General features: G+C 46.4%; 14 protein-coding genes. 13 read left to right on the top strand and 1 reads right to left on the bottom strand.

Annotated features, from left to right (window positions below; translation table 11 throughout):
- Positions 1-131: 131 nt before the first annotated feature.
- The 8 genes from pduL (at position 132) to WMO65_RS10860 (ending at position 8,513) form a co-directional block, all read left to right on the top strand.
- Positions 132-701: a phosphate propanoyltransferase gene (pduL, locus tag WMO65_RS10895; protein ID WP_033142122.1), complete on the top strand. Its 570-nt coding sequence runs from the start codon at positions 132-134 to the stop codon at positions 699-701.
- 267 nt (positions 702-968) lie between these two features.
- The gene (locus WMO65_RS10890) at positions 969-1,964 is read left to right on the top strand and encodes a hypothetical protein (RefSeq protein WP_148391923.1); all 996 of its coding nucleotides are present in this window, start codon (positions 969-971) and stop codon (positions 1,962-1,964) included.
- A 312-nt stretch (positions 1,965-2,276) separates the two neighbouring features.
- Positions 2,277-3,179, top strand: coding sequence for a 1-phosphofructokinase (pfkB, locus tag WMO65_RS10885; RefSeq protein WP_054350427.1), 903 nt, complete (start codon positions 2,277-2,279; stop codon positions 3,177-3,179).
- 15 nt (positions 3,180-3,194) lie between these two features.
- Positions 3,195-5,108, top strand: a complete 1,914-nt coding sequence (locus WMO65_RS10880; protein WP_033142124.1) for a PTS fructose transporter subunit IIABC — start codon at positions 3,195-3,197, stop codon at positions 5,106-5,108.
- Positions 5,109-5,133: 25 nt separating this feature from the next.
- Positions 5,134-5,391 (top strand): HPr family phosphocarrier protein, encoded by a 258-nt coding sequence (locus WMO65_RS10875; protein WP_033142125.1) that lies wholly within the window; start codon positions 5,134-5,136, stop codon positions 5,389-5,391.
- 175 nt (positions 5,392-5,566) lie between these two features.
- Entirely contained in the window at positions 5,567-7,219 is a 1,653-nt protein-coding gene (gene ptsP / locus WMO65_RS10870; protein ID WP_033142126.1) for a phosphoenolpyruvate--protein phosphotransferase, read from the top strand.
- Complete coding sequence (locus tag WMO65_RS10865) at positions 7,209-7,955, top strand: DeoR/GlpR family DNA-binding transcription regulator (protein WP_148391922.1); 747 nt, start codon at positions 7,209-7,211, stop codon at positions 7,953-7,955. The genes ptsP and WMO65_RS10865 overlap by 11 nt, the downstream gene beginning before the upstream one ends.
- Before the next feature lie 108 nt (positions 7,956-8,063).
- Positions 8,064-8,513, top strand: a complete 450-nt coding sequence (locus WMO65_RS10860) for a MarR family winged helix-turn-helix transcriptional regulator (protein ID WP_033142134.1) — start codon at positions 8,064-8,066, stop codon at positions 8,511-8,513.
- 63 nt (positions 8,514-8,576) lie between these two features.
- Here the strand turns inward: WMO65_RS10860 and WMO65_RS10855 are convergent, their stop codons facing one another.
- Complete coding sequence (locus tag WMO65_RS10855) at positions 8,577-10,358, bottom strand: DUF885 domain-containing protein (protein WP_148391921.1); 1,782 nt, start codon at positions 10,356-10,358, stop codon at positions 8,577-8,579.
- Positions 10,359-10,484: 126 nt separating this feature from the next.
- Here WMO65_RS10855 and WMO65_RS10850 point away from each other — a divergent pair, with 126 nt between their 5' ends.
- The 5 genes from WMO65_RS10850 to WMO65_RS10830 all read left to right on the top strand — a co-directional run bounded on the left by WMO65_RS10850 (position 10,485) and on the right by WMO65_RS10830 (position 16,555).
- Positions 10,485-11,801 (top strand): hypothetical protein, encoded by a 1,317-nt coding sequence (locus tag WMO65_RS10850; RefSeq protein WP_243128794.1) that lies wholly within the window; start codon positions 10,485-10,487, stop codon positions 11,799-11,801.
- A 19-nt stretch (positions 11,802-11,820) separates the two neighbouring features.
- Positions 11,821-12,750, top strand: coding sequence for a thioredoxin-disulfide reductase (gene trxB / locus WMO65_RS10845; RefSeq protein WP_148391920.1), 930 nt, complete (start codon positions 11,821-11,823; stop codon positions 12,748-12,750).
- Positions 12,751-12,831: 81 nt separating this feature from the next.
- Positions 12,832-14,112, top strand: coding sequence for a galactokinase (locus WMO65_RS10840; protein WP_148391919.1), 1,281 nt, complete (start codon positions 12,832-12,834; stop codon positions 14,110-14,112).
- Between the two features lie 1,458 nt (positions 14,113-15,570).
- Complete coding sequence (locus WMO65_RS10835) at positions 15,571-15,912, top strand: PadR family transcriptional regulator (RefSeq protein WP_148391918.1); 342 nt, start codon at positions 15,571-15,573, stop codon at positions 15,910-15,912.
- The gene (locus tag WMO65_RS10830) at positions 15,905-16,555 is read left to right on the top strand and encodes a hypothetical protein (protein ID WP_148391917.1); all 651 of its coding nucleotides are present in this window, start codon (positions 15,905-15,907) and stop codon (positions 16,553-16,555) included. Before WMO65_RS10835 ends, WMO65_RS10830 begins: the two co-directional genes overlap by 8 nt.
- The last annotated feature ends 674 nt before the right edge of the window (positions 16,556-17,229 follow it).

Here is a 17,229-nt window from a genome sequence, read left to right as displayed (position 1 = left end):
TTATAATAATAAATAGAGAATGTTAATTGCAACAGGAGTATGGTTGTTGTGTGTTTTGAATGTATGTATTCGTAACAGTTCAGCTGACTGAACCGTTATGAACAAATTAATGATTGTGTGGAGGATATGAAATGAAAGTATTAGTGGAAACATCTGCAAGACATTTACACTTATCCCAGGAACATCTGGAGATTCTGTTTGGCAAAGGCCATGAGCTGACTGTAAAGAAAATGCTGAGCCAGCCGGGACAGTTCGCATGTGAAGAAAAAGTTGAAGTGATCGGTTCCAAAGGCAGCCTGAAAATGTCTGTTTTAGGACCTGTAAGAAAAGATACTCAGGTTGAAGTATCCCTGACAGACGCAAGAAGCCTTGGCGTTGCTGCTCCTATCCGTGAGTCCGGCGATATCGCAGGCACAGGCGCATGTAAATTAGTTGGCCCGGAAGGTGAAGTAGAACTGACAGAGGGCGTTATTGCTGCAAAACGTCACGTACATATGACTCCGGAAGATGCTGAAAAAGCAGGCGTAAAAGACAAAGACATCGTTAAACTGGAAATCGAGTCTCCAAACGGAAGATCTCTTACATTCGGTGATGTAGTTGTACGTGTAAGCGCTTCTTATGCAACAGCAGCACACATTGATACAGATGAAGCCAACGCTTTGGCTCCTGGAAAAGAGTGCTACGGAGAAATGACGAAATAATCTGAGACTGACAGATCTGCGCCCGGTATTGACCGGGCGCTTTTTTTTATAAAATTACTATTTACATTACCCTTGACAGAATCCCCCGGTTCTGTTACGCTGAGAACATATTCAAAACGAAAGCGTTCTGCTTTTGATTTCTTCGCAGTTTCTGCGGTTTTCCATTTTTAACAAATCTATAAAAGGAAGTGGGTGAGGCTTTGGGCGAAGTCTGTCTTTTTGTATTGTATTTTCCATTCTAAAAAGATATAATAAAGGGAGAAATGTATGGGAGACATTGCATATCAAAATAAAGATATTGCACTTAAATATTTCGGCGATGCACTGAAGAATAAAAAACTGACTGTATATGGCCTGCCGCATATAAAAATAAAGGATTCTAGGCCTACAAACCTTCCTGCTATAGAAGCCAATGAGTTAAGGATAGATAATCTATTTATCCTTGAGGACGATTCCTATGCGCTGATCGATTATGAGAGCACTTTCGGGATTCAGGACATCATAAAATATGTAAACTACATAGCCAGGATCTTGAAACGTTTTATCAGACAGGAAAAAGGCCGGAGATCAGGAAAAGGCAGAAAAAGGCTGCCGATCATCCATCTGATCATTATATTTTCAGCAGATATAAGTGATATAGATCCAAACATTCTGGACGTGGGATGTATGCAGCTGAAAATAGAACCGGTGTATCTTCTGCGCATGGATACAGCAAAAGTTTTATCAAAAATTCAGTGTAAAGTGGAAATGAAAGAAGCTTTGGATGATGATGAACTGCTGGAACTGATTGTTCTGCCGCTTACGGTAAAAGGCAGGGCAGAAAAGCAGGCATTGGCAGAGGAGACGGTAAGGCTGGCGCAGGAGATCCGGGATGAGGAGCAGCGCATGCAGGCCATTGCCGGAATCCTTACCTTTGCGGATAAGATCTTAGACAGGGATTATGCAAAAAGGATCAAGGAGGTGATAGGCATGAATAAGGTTGAACAGTTATTTTTTGATGAAGGAGTTGAGATGGGTATTGCAAAGGGCATTGCCAGAGGCAGAGTAAAAGGTGCGGCAGAGGGCAGAGCGGAGCTGATCGGATGTATAAGAAAGAAGTTAAAAAAGGGCTATGCGGTGATTGAGATTGCTGAAGTACTGGAATTGGAGGCCTTATACGTCAGGAGAATAGCAGATCTGATACAAAATGAGCCCGAGGATTCTGATGTGGAGATTGCCGAGAAGCTGTTCCGGGAGGAGAGCGTGCAGCAGACCGCCGGATAAATCGGGAATGCTGATAAAATGTTATTATATGGTATAGGAAAGCCGAAGAAAGAAGATATTAATAGGGATATCTTTTTGCCTTCGGCTTTTTATATTGTCTTGAGGAAATACAAAGAATATAAATGACTGAGTATGAACGAATGTGGATATATATACTTGGATACACATTAAAACATTCAAAACTGTGCATATTGCACCAAAACGAGTCGCTATTTTCGTGAATTAATTTGATTGAATTTGAGCGAATATGGCTGTATAATACAGATAGTGAAAGAAAGAGATAACCGGAACAACCGGACAGGAGGGAAGCATATGATTTACACGGTCACATTCAATCCGTCACTGGATTATATCGTTTCCGTCGAGGATTTTCAGCTTGGTATGACGAACAGGACAGATTCCGAACTGCTGCTTCCGGGCGGCAAGGGCATCAATGTATCCACAGTGCTCATGAACCTGGGTATTGAGAATACAGCACTGGGATTTACCGCCGGATTCACCGGCGATGAGATCCGCAGGAAAGTGGAGGAGATTGGCGTGAAAGCGGACTTCATCCAGATAGAGAAGGGAGTCTCAAGGATCAATCTGAAGCTGAAATCCATTGACGGTACAGAGATTAACGGACAGGGGCCGGATATCGGGGAAGAAAAGGTGGAGGAGCTGCTTCAGCGGCTGGATGGCCTAAGTGAGGGGGATGTGCTTGTCTTTGCAGGCAGTATCCCGGCATCTATGCCGGATGATATTTACAGGGATATCATGAAGCGGCTCACCGGGAGAGGAATCATGATCGTGGTGGATGCCACCAGAGATCTGCTGGTCAATGTACTGGAGTATCACCCCTTCCTGATCAAGCCCAACAACCATGAACTGGGAGAGATATTCGGTACGGAGATCAAAACCAGGGAGGAAGTTCCCCCATACGCCAGAAAGCTGCAGGAAATGGGGGCTTGTAATGTGCTGGTTTCCATGGCAGGGCAGGGCGCGGTGCTGGCTGCTGCAGACGGAAGCTGCCATATGGCGCCTGCCCCAAAAGGGAGGCTTGTAAATGCAGTGGGAGCAGGGGATTCCATGGTGGCCGGATTTCTGGCCGGATGGATGGAAAAGAAAGATTATGTCCACGCATTTCATATGGGAATCGCGGCGGGAAGTGCCAGCGCGTTCTCGGAATACCTGGCGAAACGCGAGGAAATAGAAGCTGTCTATCAAACCATATAAAGGAAGGAAACGGGTATGAGAATAACAGATTTACTGGACAAGAGAAGTATTTCCCTGAATGGTGCCCCAAAAAGCAAGGAGGAGGCACTTGACCAGGTGGTCGCTCTGATGACAAAGAGCGGTAAGATCAATGACGAGGAGGCCTACAGAAAGCAGGTATATGCAAGGGAGGAGGAGAGCACCACAGGAATCGGTGAAGGAATCGCCATTCCTCACGGAAAATGTGACGCGGTTGACAGACCCGGCCTGGCGGCCATGGTTGTGAAGAACGGTGTTGACTTTGATGCCCTGGACGGGGAACCCGTGACTCTGATCTTTCTGATCGCGGCACCCAACACGGAAGACAATGTACATCTGGATGTGCTCAGCAAGCTTTCCGTTCTAATGATGGATGAAGATTTTTCAGACTCTCTCAGAAATGCAGGGTCTGTGGAAGAATTTCTGGAGATCATAGATAAGGCAGACGATGAAAAACCGGACATTGACCAGCGCCTGGCAGAACCCGCAGAGGAGCAGGGAGGGCAGGCTAAGATTCTGGCTGTTACCTCCTGTCCCACCGGCATTGCCCATACCTATATGGCGGCCGAGGGGATTGAGAAAGCAGCCAAAGCCAGAGGCTGTTTTGTCAAGGTGGAGACAAGAGGTTCCGGCGGTGCTAAAAATGTGCTGACAGACAGGGAAATCCAGGAAGCGGACTGCATCATTGTGGCCGCGGACGCACAGGTTCCCATGGACCGTTTTGACGGCAAAAAGGTGATTGAATGTCAGGTTTCAGACGGTATCAGCAAGGCAGACACACTGCTTGAGAGAGCGGTAAACGGGGATGCTCCTGTATACCACGCATCCGGTGCTGTGCAGAAGAGCTCTCAGACAAAGAGCGGCGGCAGTGTGGGACATCAGATTTATACACAGCTTATGAACGGCGTATCCCACATGCTTCCCTTTGTGGTGGGCGGCGGTATCCTGATTGCCATTGCGTTTTTGATCGACGGTTTCAGTGTGGATATGAATTCCCTGCCCATGGACCAGAGGGCGGATTTCGGTACCATCACACCGGTTGCAGCTCTGTTTAAAAGCATCGGCGGTACAGCATTTGCCTTCATGCTTCCGGTTCTGGCGGGATTCATTGCCATGGCTGTCGGTGACAGGCCTGCCCTTGCGGTTGGCTTTGTAGGCGGCATGATCGCGTCCCAGGGACAATCCGGTTTTTTGGGCGCTCTGGCAGCGGGATTCGCGGCCGGTTATCTTATCCGTCTCCTTCGCAGGGTGTGTGATAAGCTTCCACAGGCCATCGAGAAGATTGCCCCGGTCCTGATCTATCCGGTTGTGGGGATTCTGGTTATGGGGCTGCTCATGACATTTGTGGTGGAACCCATCATGGGCGGTATCAACACAGCCCTGAACAATGGATTGACAAGTATGAGCGGTTCCAGTAAGATTATTTTAGGATTGATTTTGGGCGCCATGATGGCCATTGATATGGGAGGTCCTTTCAACAAGGCAGCCTATGTATTCGGAACAGCGTCCATCGCGGCGGGAAATTATGATATTATGGCAGCGGTTATGATCGGCGGTATGACACCTCCCTGTGCCATCGCTCTTGCAACACTGCTGTTTAAGAATAAATTTACGAGAGAACAGAGGGAGGCAGGCCCCACCAACTTTATCATGGGTCTGGCATTTATCACAGAGGGAGCCATTCCCTTTGCGGCTTCCGATCCCCTCCATGTGATTCCCGCATGTATGATCGGCTCCGGTGCTGCCGGGGCGCTGAGTATGCTCTTTAACTGTACACTGATGGCTCCCCACGGCGGAATCTTTGTTTTCCCTGTGGTTGGAAATGCGGTAATGTATCTGGTGGCGCTTGTGGCCGGAACTATTGTTTCTGCCGGGCTGCTGGGCGTTTTTAAGAAGAAAGTAAATGAATAAATAATCATAAAAGGAGAGAAAGATCATGAAAGAATTTAAGTACACCATCACAGACCCGGAAGGCATCCATGCACGTCCCGCAGGAGAGCTGGTTAAAGTTGCAAAAGGATTTGCCAGCAGCATCAAACTTGCAAAGGATGGAAAAGAAGGAGACTGCAAGCGGATTTTCGGTATCATGGGCCTTGGCGTGAAAAAAGGACAGGAAGTGACCCTGACATTTGACGGCGAAGACGAGGATGCCGCATATGAGGCAGTGAGCACATTTATGCAGGAAAATCTGTAATCAAAGCAAAATGAGTAAGAAATAGTTTAAAATACATTTGGGTAGGCAAGAAGCTGCTGCAGAGGAAAGCTGCAGCAGCTTTTTTCAGGTTACTGATCACACGCGGCTGTCCCGCCATGCACGGAGTGAACAGCAGCATTTTTCAGGCAGGAACATGTCAGAAAGGAGTACAGGGATGAAGGAATATAGAGGAAAAAGTGTATTTGGCGGTATTGCAATTGGAAAGATATGTGTATACCGGAAAGGGGAACAGCAGGTCAAACGCGTAAAGACAGAGGATACCGACGATGAGATGCAGCGCTACACCCGGGCAAAGGAGGAGGCAGTCAGTCAGCTGAAAGGCCTGTATGATAAGGCAGTAAAGGAAGTGGGGGAGGCGAATGCCGCTATATTTGAGATCCATCAGATGATGCTTGAGGATGATGACTATAATGAATCTGTCGAAAATATTATCAGGACACAGAAGGTCAATGCAGAGTACGCCGTCGCAGCGACCAGCGACAACTTTTCCCAGATGTTTGCCTCCATGGAGGATGAATATATGAGAGAGCGGGCTGCTGATGTAAAAGACATTTCCGAGCGTATCCTGGCAGTTCTGGGAGGCGGGTCGAAAAGTACGGTGAACACAGAGGAACCGGTGATTATCCTGGCGGATGATCTGGCGCCCTCCGAGACAGTGCAGCTTGATAAAGATAAGGTCCTCTCCTTTGTCACCGTCCACGGTTCCGTAAATTCCCATACTGCCATTCTGGCCCGTACCATGGGGATCCCTGCTCTTATCGGAACCGACATCCCTCTGGATGACCGTGTGGACGGAAAGCTTGCTGTAGTGGACGGCGCGGACGGCACAGTCTATGTGGACCCTGACCCGGAAATCCTTACTGAAATGCAGAAACGCCGGCAGGAGGAAGAGGAGAAAAAAGAACTTCTCCAGCAGTTAAAAGGAAAAGAAAATATAACGCTTGACGGTAAAAAAGTCATGCTATATGCTAATATTGGAAATATAAAAGATCTGGCTACTGTTGTACAGAATGATGCCGGCGGAATCGGCCTTTTCAGAAGTGAATTCATCTATCTGGAGAAGGAGGATTACCCCACCGAGGAGGAACAGTTTAAGATTTACAAAACGGTGGCTGAGACCATGGCCGGAAAGCGCGTGATCATCCGCACCCTGGATATCGGCGCCGACAAAAAATGCGGTTATTTTCATATGGATGATGAGGATAATCCGGCTCTGGGATACCGGGCCATCCGCATCTGCCTCACTCGCCCCCAGGTGTTCAAGACACAGCTCCGGGCTCTGTTCCGGGCTGCTGTCTACGGGAATCTGGCGGTCATGTATCCCATGATAACAAGCCTTTGGGAGATTAGGAGGATAAAGGAGATCGTGGAGGAAGTGAAAGCAGAGCTGGAGGAGCAGAATATGGATTACCGGATACCGGAACAGGGTATCATGATAGAAACGCCCGCAGCGGTCATGGTAAGCGCGGACCTGGCAGAAGAGGTGGACTTTTTCAGCATCGGCACCAATGACCTGACCCAGTATACCCTGGCTGTGGACCGTCAGAATCCACAACTGGATGCGTTCTATGATCCCCACCATCCTGCAGTCCTGGCCATGATTCGGATGACTGTGGAAAATGCCCACAGGGCAGGTATCTGGGCAGGAATCTGCGGAGAGCTGGGTGCGGACCTGACTCTGACCAGGGAGTTTCTGGCCATGGGAGTGGATGAACTCTCTGTTTCGCCCGGACGGATTCTCCCCATCCGCAAAATCGTTCTGGAGACAGATGTAGAAGAATACAAGAGGAAGAAAAATGCTGACTGAGAAACGTTTTGAAGAGATACTGAAGCTTCTGGATGAAAAGAAAAGTATAACGGTCACGGAGATAAAGGAAATGCTGAATACATCAGAATCCACCATTCGCCGTGACCTGACAGCCCTCGACCGGGCAGGAAAGCTGGTAAAGGTGTTCGGCGGTGCCGTGGCGGTGGATGCTGCGTTTACGGCTGCGGAGCCTTCCGTGGCCCAGAAAGTCGGTGTGAACAAGGAAGAAAAGCAGACCATAGCCCGCTATGCCGCCTCTCTGCTTGTACCGGATGATTTTATCTATCTGGACGCAGGGACGACCACAGGATACATGATCGACTATGTCACAGAGAGATCCGTAACCTTTGTGACAAACGCGGTATCCCACGCACAGCGCCTGGCAGCCCTGGATTTCCGTGTCCTTTTGATCGGCGGGGAACTGAAGGGCACCACAGAGGCGGTAGTGGGAAATCAGGCAATCTTAAGCCTCCAGAACTTTCACTTTACAAAAGGTTTCTTCGGCACAAACGGAGTCAGCAGAAAAGCAGGCTACACCACACCGGACTGCAATGAGGCCCTGGTGAAGAAAACTGCCCTGGAACAGTCCGGAAAACGCTATATCCTGGCGGATGCGGCAAAGTTCGGGAATATCAGCTCTGTCACATTTGCACCCTTTGAATCTGCGGAGGTCCTGACCGACCGGGAACCGCCGGAATCTTTTGCAGGGTGCAGGAATGTTTTGAGCATTAAATAGATAGGGGTTATATTCCATACGTGATTTCCTTTGATTATCAAAAGTTTTGATTGTTTTATATATATAAATCATATATAATAGAATCAAACATAACAAAGGAGTGATAAAGTGGAACCTTATGAAGTCTTTCATGACGTCCTGGTCAATCTTTTCCAGGAAATTATGGATATAGAAGAGAAGGCCCTTATTACTTCTGAATTCAAAGATATTTCCGTAAACGACATGCACATTTTAGAAGCAATCGGAGTGAACAGCGCCCGAAACATGTCATCCGTGGCAAAGACCCTGTCCGTGACCGTGGGAACCCTGACGATTGCCATAAACAGCCTGGTGAAAAAAGGATATGTGAACCGAGTCAGAAGTGAGGAGGACCGTCGGGTGGTGCTCATATCCCTGACAAAAAAGGGAGAAAAGGCCAATACCCACCATATGAAATTCCATGACGGAATGATTCAGGCTCTGATGAAGGACCTGGATGAAGAGCAGCAGAAAATACTGGTGAAGTCATTGCTGAATCTGAGAAAATTCTTTGATTCCTACAGGGATAAGAAAGAATAGAAATTTCAAAAATGCCGTAAGAACAGACTGCATCTCTGCAGACTGTTTTTACGGCATCTCTTTTTACTGTTTATATTCCATGAGCAGATATTTTTTCAAAACAGGAAACTGTGCAGGTCCCAGTTCCAGAATGTATCGGTGAAATTCCTTTAACTGGAAGGACTTCCCGGCAGCCGTCTGCGCTTCTTTTTTCAAATCCATAAAGTTCAGATATCCCAGATAGTATTTCAGATAATTCCCCGGATTTTCCACTATATACTGGAAGATTTCCCTGCAGGTATCCTGTGAGGCGATTCCGAAAGAGTTCAGTGTCTTTGTCACTGTCCCCAGGTCCCAGCCATGGTCATGGATGCCAATGTCCAGCAGGGAATAGAGGCAAAGGCTCACGGAGCGGTTCAGCCACAGAAGTTCCATCAGGGAATCATCCAGTTTCAGATATTCTGCGCCGTACCCATAGGACAGGGATTCCACGTAAGTGGCCCAGCCCTCCACATAACCGCCGAAACTCAGGAGATGCCGTATATCATCCGGTTCTGTTTTTCCGAAATACAATGTCTGGTACAAATGACCCGGAAATCCCTCGTGCGCCAGTGTAGTGAAGAGTTCCGCCTCGCTTACCTGACTGCTCTTGTTGATATAGATGATATTGGGACTCAGGGTATCGGCCGGTGGTGTGAGGTAAAAGGCAGGGCTGGAAAAGTTCTCCATGGATTCATGCACATATTTTACCTTGTAGGCAGGCTTTCCGCTGTCGGGGAAATCTTCGCAGATGGCTTTGTTCAGGTAATCAAGCATCTGTGCCGGCGTACTGCTGCAGGTTTCCGGCAGGGAGGAGGCATCTGCCAGCAATTTGGGATTGGATACAATCAGGCTCTGCATTTTTTTATAATCGGTCAGGAGTTGTGTGTAGAGCCGTTCTTCGATTTCCTTGATGGTCCTGTAATCCCCGGTTTCACTGCGGATCAGATATCGGTAGTATGATGTCCCTCCAGGGAGATTGGACAACCCTCCGGAATTTGTTCCGTTTCCCTTTAAGTCAGCCAGACCTTTGGCCAGGGACTGATAGGCAGGGAAGACACGTTTGGCCATGATTTTTTCATGCATTTTTATGTAAGAGTCAGCCTGCTTCTGAGTCATGGCTTTCCGGGAGACAAATCCCTTTATCTTATCCTTAAACATGGTGGAAAGATAATTGGCGGACAGGTCTTCTGTGAACGCATTGCACTGGGCAATGATGCGGTCCACGCTGGTATCACTCATAAACAGGCCTTCTTCTGCCTTTTTCTTTTCAAATTCCAGGATCTCGTCAAAATATCCGGTCATGGAGGAGAGAAGTGTAAAGTAATCCTTGATATCATCAGAGGTGCGGAAAGTATATTCCGCCAAAAGTACAGGAAGCTGGGACTGGATGCCCAGATTGGGGCTCAGCGGTTCCTGCAGCATATAATTATCTTTTATGGAAAGCTGTGTGGTAAAGTCAAGCTTCAGGATGTCGTAGGTGATACGGTTGTCTTTGGACAGCTCTTTGTAGGTGAACTTTTCCAGATTTTTCTTGTATTCCTCCACGGAATCATAGCTGTCCTTTAGTTTATCCGGGTCCATGGAACCCAGCTTGATCGGATAATTCTTTATCCCGTATTTTTCAGGATAGGCCAGAGTATAATGGAGGTTTAAGGTGTTGGATTTCACCTCCTCGGTAAAAAGCTGATGTGTAAATTTTTCAAAACGGGCATCTTCTGTAAGAAAGCGGTCTTTTTGGGTATAAATAATAAGGAAGAGGAAGACAGCCAGGACAATAAAACCGGGGACCAGAAATCTCTTCTTGGAAGATAAGAATTTTTTCAAAAGATGCTCCTTGGATGATACTTGAGAACTCTTTAACAGTTTATGAAAAAATCAGGCATGTATGCGTATTTTCATTGTAAAAGGGCACGGGGATGTGATAAACTTTTGGTAGTGGATGTAAAGGAGGTGACTGGTTTGAAGAAGAAGTTATGTATGGTATGCCTGCTGGCAGCGTTTCTGACGGCGGGCTGTACACAGAACGGGCAGGAACCCGCGCCTGAAGATGAGGACGTGATGACACTGCCGGATGAAGAACAAGCAGATGAGGAGACAAAAGAAGAACAAAAAGAATACAGCGTGGAGCTTTCAGATAAACTTTCAGATTTTCAGTTTTCCATCAATGAGACGGTCTACACACTTCCGGCAAAGCTGCAGGAGTGGAAGAATGCCGGCTGGACCTATGAGAAGGACAACGGCAAAAAAGCCCTTGATCCGGAATCTTTCCTGGAAAGTGAGACGCTGGACAGTGAGGGCGGTTCCCTTACAGCGGATATTGTCAACCTGGACGGGGAGAAGAAACTGCTTGGTGAATGCTATGTAGGCGGTGTACAGCTTGAGAGCGGGGAGGATGACAGCCGTGTCTACCAGCTTCCGGGAAAAATCAGGATGGGAATCTCCACTTTGGATGAAGTCACAGAGGCATACGGCATGCCGACGGACCAGTATGAAGAAAAGGATAATATCTACCTGACTTATGAATATGGAATTTACAAGCAGGCTGATCTTGTATTTGACGTACAGGATGAGATACTGTATAAGGCAGTGCTGAAAAATTACAGAGAGCCTGAGGATAGTAATGAAGAGGTAAGTAAAGAGACCCCGGCGGAGGTGCTGAGCTATCAGGCACCGGGAGCATTTCCGGAGGACATCATGGAGTTTGTGGTGCGGTACGGGGGCGATTTCTATAAGCTTCCGGCTCCGGTCTCAGAATTTACGAAGAACGGGTGGGAGATTTTGGAGGATGGTTCAGACAGCATTGTTAAGAGCGGCCGCCATGGTTATGTGACGCTGGAGCGTGACGGACAGACCCTGTATGCAGTGGTGAACAATTACGCTGATCTGGCAGTCCCTCTGGAAAACAGTTTTGTTATCAGCGTGCACGGCGACTTTGATGTCACCAAAGTATCTGTGGAGATTTACAGGGGAATCACCTTGGGTATGAGTGAAGAGACTATGAAAGCTCTGCTTGGTGATAATGTATATGAGACGGAGGAGCTGGACAATGGTGTTTCCTATTTTATCTACGCAGATGAGGCAAAACAGAATTACACCAGGATCTTTGTGGATAAGGACCTGAAGCTGGTCAGAGAAATAGAACTGTCCAACAGCCCGGACACACTTTCTGCGGCGGCCATCGGTACGCCAAAGGAAGAGCCGGACAGCGTGGATGCCGCGGCGATGTACGGGGATGACGATTTTCCCAGTGACGCAGGCGAAGAATAAAGAACAGAGGTAAAACAAAATGGAGCAGAAAATATACGACATCATCATCATCGGTTCAGGCCCGGCAGGGCTTTGTGCAGCGATTTATGCCAAACGGGCACAGCTTGATATGCTGGTCATTGAGAAAGATTTCTCCAGCGGGGGGCAGATGGTGAAGACCTACGAGGTGGACAATTATCCGGGACTTCCGGGGATGAGCGGCTATGATATGGCGGAAGCTTTTCGAGGCCATGCGGATAAACTGGGTGCGGTATTTGTCAGGGAGAATGTGAAAGAGGTACAGACAGCGGGTGAACTGAAGAAAATAATCACAAATAAAAACCAGTACCTTACAAGAACCCTTGTTATTGCGGCAGGTGCCCGGCACAGGACACTGGGAATCCCCGGTGAGGAGGAATTTTCCGGAATGGGTGTTTCCTACTGTGCTACCTGTGACGGCGCATTTTTCAAGGATGGGGTCACGGCTGTGATCGGCGGCGGCGATGTGGCGGTGGAGGATGCCATTTTCCTGTCCAGGATTTGTAAAAAAGTGTATCTGATTCACCGCAGAGATGAACTTCGGGCAGCAGGTATTTTGCAGGAAAGCGTAAAGGCTATTGAAAACGTGGAGATTGTGTGGGATACTATTCCGAGGGAAATCAGGGGCACAGACCAGGTGCAGAGTCTCGCAGTAGAAAATGTAAAGACAGGGGAGACGAAGGAGCTTGCCGTTGACGGTGTATTTATCGCAGTGGGTATCCTGCCTAACACAGAGGAATACGGCAGTCTTGTAAAATTAAACGAAGCCGGCTATATAGAGGCGGGAGAAGACTGTGCATCCAGCGTTCCGGGTATCTTTGCAGCCGGTGACATACGGACAAAACAACTGCGCCAGATCGTGACAGCAGCGGCAGATGGAGCCAACGCGGTGGATTCTGCCCAGAAATACCTGATGGAACAGAAATTATGAAAAAAATATAAGAAACATTCAGTCAGGTCCGGGCATTTACTGCACAGACCGTACAGCAGTATGATAAAGGAGGAATTACAAATGAAAAACATGAAGGTTCTGGCAGAGGAAATACTCCAGGGAAAATACGATGAGATTCTGAAAGAGATCTATGTGGATGAAAGCGTTCTGGATTACCAGAGAAAACGTTATAAAAAGGCAATTGAAGAATTTGAGAAAATTTTTGGCGAGAGTGATGTGGAAATCTACAGCGCTCCCGGCAGATGTGAAGTCGGAGGCAACCATACAGACCATCAGAACGGCATGGTTTTGGCTACATCCATTAACCAGGACGCGCTGGCTGTTGTGGGCAGATCAGAGGATGGCATGATCCATGTGCTCTCAGACGGATATGAGATGGTGGATGTGGATGTCAATGATCTGGAAGAGCGTTACGATGAGGAGGGCACAACGGCTGCCCTGGTACGTGGTGTTGCAGCCGAGTTAAAGGCAAGAGGGTATGAAGTACAGGGGTACAATGCTTATATTGTCAGTGATGTTCTGATCGGTGCGGGCCTGTCATCCTCTGCAGCGTTTGAGGTTATCCTTGGAACTATCATATCCGGCCTCTTTAATGAAGGCAGTATTGATCCGGTTGTGATCGCGCAGACAGGACAGTATGCGGAAAATGTTTATTTTGGAAAACCATGCGGCCTGATGGATCAGATGGCATGTTCCGTAGGCGGTATGATCCATATTGATTTTAAAGAGCCGGGCAGTCCGGTTGTGGAAAAGGTCCCCTCAGATTTTGAATCTTACCAGTACAGCATGTGTATTGTGGATACAAAAGCTTCCCACGCGGATATGGGGGATGACTATGCATCTATCCCGGAAGAGATGAAAAAAGTGGCAAAATTCTTTGGAAAGTCGTATCTGCGCGAGGTTGAGGAGGATGACTTTTACAAACAGATCTCTGGCCTGAGAAGTGTGCTGGGGGACCGTCCTATCCTGCGTGCGCTTCATTTCTTTGAGGAGGAGAGAAGAGTTGAGGGAGAGGTAAAGGCTCTGCGAGATGGGGATTTCAAAGAATTTCTGGAATTGGTAAAGGATTCCGGCAACTCTTCCTTTAAGTATCTCCAGAATATCTACAACAGCACCAATGTGCAGAAGCAGGCGATGTCTATTGCGCTCGCTGTCAGTGATAAGATTCTGAGAAAGCATGGAGTATCACGGGTACACGGCGGAGGATTCGCCGGTACCATTGAAATTTTTGTGGAAAACAGTTTTGTGGATGAGTATAAGGCCAGAATGGACAGGGTCTTCGGAAAAGGTTCCTGCCAGATTCTGAAGGTTCGTCAGTCAGGCGGAAGAAGAGTTTTATAATGATCTGATTAGGTGCTGCACCGGATAAATCCCTGATAGGGAGTGTCCGGTGCAGTTTTTATATAGGGGATATGTTATGGGGGATTGAGGTGTAGGGATGATGGGGATATAGATTCAGGAATGAATTCAGGAGTAGATTCAGGAGCAGGTTCAGGAATAAGTTCAAGTATAGGTTCAGGTATAGCTTTCAGGAATAGATTCAGGTATAGGTTCAGGTATAGGTTCAGTTAGTGTTTAGAGGGGGAATTCATGTAAGGAAAATAGAAATATGGTTTACACTGGTTTACGTAATTTTACTGTCGGGTTACATAACGAAATCTGGGACATGGGGATGCCGTCGAAGAGGGAAAATTGAAGAAAATAGTAGGATTTTTAAGACATAATTTTCAGAATATTCTCAATTGTAGAATATGCACAATGCTTGTCGAAAAAACCAACATTTACCACATTCCATCCTCAAAGTTATCCACACACAAAAATCCACAAAACCCTGTAAAAATGAAGTTATCCTCAAAGTTATCCACATTCTCCACAAAAATGTGTGTGGATTAATATGATTTACATAATAAAAGAAAGAACAAAGGTTTTGTACACTTGTGATAAAAAGAAGAATTTTGGGGAAAAGTGGGGAAAAGGGATTGACATTTTTGAAATCTATTATTTGACGAGGTGCGACAAAATATGCTAATATCCGGGAAAAACTGATGATATTTTCTGAAAATTGCTGGTTTCCATAAAACTGTGAGTTGACGGGTGTGGGAGAGTTATGGAGAGGGGAGTTGCGGGTGGCTCACGGACGGTGCGCAGGAGGTATCCGTGTGGGGAAAAAGTCAGGGGAGACAGGGGCCGCGAATAAGAGCAAGGAAGTCAGCCTGCTGATTTTAAATAGTAAAAACAAAAAGACATGGAAGGTTATATAAAAGAAGACTTCTTCTAAATTATATGTAAAATAAGAAGAAAGCGAAGTTGAGTGCTGTCAGATTACGGACGAAAGCTGAGGAAGTGCCTTAAATTATATGTAAAATAAGAAAAAAATGAAGCTGGGTGCTATCAAATTACGGACAAAAGCCGAGGAAGTGCTTTGGATTATATGTAAAATAAGAAGAAAGCGAAGCTGGGTGCTGTCAGATTACGGACGAAAGCTGAGATGTAAAGTGAGAAGAAGGGAAGTCAGGCGTATTTAGATTAAATGCAAATGTCAAACTGTCTTTATGATTATCTATTTGGCAGGAAAAATATTGGTTATCCTTTGTAGTTGTCTACAAAAAAGAGAAGATGCACGGAAATTTCTTATATACCTGGATTGACGAGTATCCAACATAACAAATTACTACTGAGTGTCTACAGTAACAACTGCATTATAGATATTGTTTTGATAGAAGAATGCGATTGACAAAACAACTATCTTGCATTACAATGTAGCTAACTATATTGCAATGCAAGATAGGAGGTAAAGCGGTGATTTCTTCACAGATGTTGAAGGGGACTTTAGAGGGGTGTGTGTTGGCTATTATTGGGAAGGGGGAGGCTTATGGGTATGAGATTTCGGAGCAGTTGGGGGAGTATGGATTTGGGAAAGTGGCTGAGGGGACGATTTATCCGCTGTTGCTGAGATTGGAGAAGAATCAGTTTATACAGGCTACATTTCGGGAGTCGGAGGTAGGGCCCAGAAGGAAGTATTATTCTATAACGCAGGAGGGAAAAAAGGAATTCAAAAGATTTCTGGAGAGTTATATGGAATTATCCGTTGCAGTTTCCAGATTGTTGGATGATGTGAAAGGGGATTTAATAAATGAATAAACAAACAAAGCAGTTAATGAAGGAAAATAATGACTTATCTTTTCATCTGAAAGCAGCAGATAATAAAATTCTGACTGATATGGTAGTCTATATCCGAGGTGCGGATATCAGCGGATACCAACAGGAACTGGTCAGGCGTGATATTACACAGATGATCCTGGACGGAGAGCAGAGGGGGGATACCATGGAGGACATAATAGGCAGTGATTACAAGATATTCTGCGACAATGTTCTGAGAGAGGTTCCACATCTCACCCGTGCGGAAAAAGCTGTCTCCTTTTTAGGAACGTTATGTGTCGCCTTAGCAGTCCTGCTTGCAGTCCGCCTTCTTTTCGGTCTGTCAGACATGTTTGGAGACACCCCCACCTGGCCTTATATCCCCGTAACCACAGGTGCTATCATAAGTATGGTCATACTTTTATGCTCCGTCCTCCTTCTGTATAACACCATCACCAGAAATTCCTTCAACATCAGTTCCCAAAACAACAAAAGAATTTCCGTACTTTTCGCAGCCATTATACTGGCCTGCATCTGTGCTGATTTCTTCCTGAAAACAGTCATTCTTTCCGTCCACATATCCATTGTCCTCATTGCCATCCTGCTCCTGCTCATCATCTATAAAATAACAGACACCATTAACTAAACCAAACTAAAACTATAGCTCAACCTGTAGTCAAAATGTATCTAAAAATTAGTAAAGCCACACTAAAATTGTAGTTATACAACAGCAATACAAATGCTACATATGAATCCATTATAAGAATAGAATCGAAAATCTTAGTTTTCAGTATATTAGTCGTTTTACAAAAACACTTACACAAAAACAGCATATACAACAACCAACAATTTTATAATATACATTTCAACCGCCTTAAACCAACAGATACTGACTTGCGGAACCCCAGACGGAATATTGGAGGAACGTGAATAGAGTTTCTTAATGAAAAACGGCCTCCGGGTGCGTGATGAAATTTGATTTCCCAATCAAATTTCAAGGATAGTTGAGCGGACTAATCATCAGATTAGTGCGCGGTTCTATCCGGTTCACGTACCCGGAGGCCGTTTTTCATTTAGAAACTCTTCACGTCCCGACTATTCCGTCTGGGGTTTCGCAAGTCAGAATCGTCCGCATAAGCCAAAGCAGGTTCCGCAAGTCAGAATCGTCCGCATAAGCCAAAGCAGGTTCCGCAAGTCAGAATCGTCCGCATAAGCCAAAGCAGGTCCCGCAAGTCAGAATCGTCCGCATAAGCCAAAGCAGGTCCCGCAAGTCAGAATCGTCCGCATAAGCCAAAGCAGGTTCCGTAAGTCAGAATCGTC

The sequence above is a fragment of the Blautia caccae genome (assembly GCF_040095955.1).
In the GTDB taxonomy this organism is placed as follows: Bacteria; Bacillota; Clostridia; order Lachnospirales; family Lachnospiraceae; genus Blautia; species Blautia celeris.
This window is presented reverse-complemented; position numbering and strand designations above follow the sequence as displayed.

Bases quoted from the DNA above. Each gene is read 5' to 3' on its own strand.
- pduL (WP_033142122.1), top strand. From the start codon at position 132: ATGAAAGTATTAGTGGAAACATCTGCAAGACATTTACACTTATCCCAG.
- WMO65_RS10890 (WP_148391923.1), top strand. From the start codon at position 969: ATGGGAGACATTGCATATCAAAATAAAGATATTGCACTTAAATATTTC.
- pfkB (WP_054350427.1), top strand. From the start codon at position 2,277: ATGATTTACACGGTCACATTCAATCCGTCACTGGATTATATCGTTTCC.
- WMO65_RS10880 (WP_033142124.1), top strand. From the start codon at position 3,195: ATGAGAATAACAGATTTACTGGACAAGAGAAGTATTTCCCTGAATGGT.
- WMO65_RS10875 (WP_033142125.1), top strand. From the start codon at position 5,134: ATGAAAGAATTTAAGTACACCATCACAGACCCGGAAGGCATCCATGCA.
- ptsP (WP_033142126.1), top strand. From the start codon at position 5,567: ATGAAGGAATATAGAGGAAAAAGTGTATTTGGCGGTATTGCAATTGGA.
- WMO65_RS10865 (WP_148391922.1), top strand. From the start codon at position 7,209: ATGCTGACTGAGAAACGTTTTGAAGAGATACTGAAGCTTCTGGATGAA.
- trxB (WP_148391920.1), top strand. From the start codon at position 11,821: ATGGAGCAGAAAATATACGACATCATCATCATCGGTTCAGGCCCGGCA.
- WMO65_RS10840 (WP_148391919.1), top strand. From the start codon at position 12,832: ATGAAAAACATGAAGGTTCTGGCAGAGGAAATACTCCAGGGAAAATAC.
- WMO65_RS10830 (WP_148391917.1), top strand. From the start codon at position 15,905: ATGAATAAACAAACAAAGCAGTTAATGAAGGAAAATAATGACTTATCT.